The organism is Burkholderia sp. Ac-20384 (assembly GCF_017104605.1).
Classification (GTDB): Bacteria; Pseudomonadota; Gammaproteobacteria; order Burkholderiales; family Burkholderiaceae; genus Burkholderia; species Burkholderia lata.
This window is the reverse complement of the sequence record NZ_JAAGPE010000609.1, coordinates 1-1,880: the sequence shown is the minus strand read 5'-3', so window position 1 is coordinate 1,880 and position 1,880 is coordinate 1. Positions and strand designations below refer to the sequence as shown.

2 protein-coding genes and 1 pseudogene are annotated in these 1,880 nt (G+C 68.8%); all 3 read left to right on the top strand.

Annotated features, from left to right (window positions below; genetic code table 11):
• A partial coding sequence (locus G3O00_RS42240; RefSeq protein ID WP_206146551.1) for a FliI/YscN family ATPase occupies nt 1-971 on the top strand: 971 nt, incomplete at its 5' end.
• 5 nt (nt 972-976) lie between these two features.
• Nucleotides 977-1,435: a flagellar export protein FliJ gene (gene fliJ, locus G3O00_RS42235; protein WP_039353905.1), complete on the top strand. Its 459-nt coding sequence runs from the start codon at nt 977-979 to the stop codon at nt 1,433-1,435.
• Nucleotides 1,436-1,466: 31 nt separating this feature from the next.
• A pseudogene (locus G3O00_RS42230) lies at nt 1,467-1,880 on the top strand (hypothetical protein); the annotation flags it as partial.

Sequence of the window (1,880 nt, the reverse complement as noted above, 5' to 3'; positions counted from 1 at the left end):
CGAAGGTCGACGCGCCGCTGTCGGCGCCGTCGATCAACCCGCTCGAGCGCGAACCGATCCACCACGTGCTCGACGTCGGCGTGCGCGCGATCAACGCGCTGCTCACCGTCGGCCGCGGGCAGCGGATGGGCCTGTTCGCGGGCTCGGGCGTCGGCAAGTCGGTGCTGCTCGGCACGATGGCGCGCTACACGAGCGCGGAAGTGATCGTGATCGGGCTGATCGGCGAACGCGGCCGCGAAGTGAAGGAATTCATCGAACAGATCCTCGGCGAGGACGGGCTCGCGCGCTCGGTCGTCGTCGCGGCGCCGGCCGACGTGTCGCCGCTGCTGCGGATGCAGGGCGCGGCCTACGCGACGTCGCTCGCCGAGTATTTCCGCGACCAGGGCAAGCACGTGCTGCTGCTGATGGATTCGCTCACACGCTACGCGATGGCGCAGCGCGAGATCGCGCTGGCGATCGGCGAGCCGCCCGCGACCAAGGGCTACCCGCCGTCGGTGTTCGCGAAGCTGCCCGCGCTCGTCGAGCGCACCGGCAACGGGCCGGAAGGCGGTGGCTCGATCACCGCGTTCTACACGGTGCTGACCGAAGGCGACGACCAGCAGGACCCGATCGCCGATTCGGCGCGCGCGATCCTCGACGGCCACGTCGTGCTGTCACGCGCGCTCGCCGAGGCCGGCCACTATCCCGCGATCGACATCGAGGCATCGATCAGCCGCGCGATGACCGCGCTGATCGACGAAACGCACCTCGACCATGTCCGGCAGTTCAAGCAGATGCTGTCGCGCTACCAGCGCAACCGCGACCTGATCGCGGTCGGCGCGTACGCGCCCGGCCGCGACGCGCAGCTCGACCGCGCGATCGCGCTCTATCCGCGCATCGAGGCGTTCCTGCAGCAGGGCTTTCGCGAATGCGCGCCGTTCGCGTCGAGCCTCGCCGGGCTCGATGCACTGTTCGACGCTTACGGAGGCTGATCCCGATGGCACACGGCTTTCCCCTTCAGTTGCTGCTCGACCGCGCGCAGGAAGATCTCGACTCCGCTACGAAGCAGCTCGGCACCGCGCAGCGCGACCGCACCGCGGCCGCCGAGCAGCTCGACGCGCTGCTGCGCTACCGCGACGAATACCACGCGCGCTTCTCGCAATCCGCGCAGCACGGGATGCCGGCCGGCAACTGGCGCAATTTCCAGGCGTTCATCGACACGCTCGACGCCGCGATCGCGCAACAGCGCAGCGTGCTGGCCGCGGCCGAAGTCCGCATCGACGAAGCCCGCCCCAACTGGCAAAACAAGAAACGCACCGTCGGCTCGTTTGAAATCCTGCAGGCGCGCGGCGTCGCGCAGGAAGCCAAGCGCGACGCCCGGCGCGAACAGCGCGACGCCGACGAACACGCCGCGAAGATCCTGCGCATGCGGGCCGACGCGGCCCGTTCGTCGTAACCGACCACCGCATTCGAACGAGAGAACCGACATGCCTCCCCTGCCCCTGCTCGGCGCGCTGCTCGACACCGCCGGCACCGCACTCAAGGCCGCCCGCGGCTCGGGTTCGTCCAGCGCCGCCGGCAACGATGCCGCGACCGCAACGACCGCCGTGCCGTTCGCGCAGACGCTGAAGCAAAGCGTCATCACCCGTCACGATGCGTCGAATTCCGGCGTGCCGGATGCGTCGACGAAACAGGCGTCGTCGAAGCCGGCCGCCGGCACGAAGCCGTCCGATGACGACGACACGACCGACGAAACGACCACGAACGCCACCACCAACCCCGACGTGGTAACGCTCATTCAAACTCCGACTAAGGGGAAACAGCCCCCAACGCTCACTATGTTCGCTTTGGGGAGCACAGCCCCCCATTCCCGGCATGCCTCTTCATCCTGGCTTGGCATG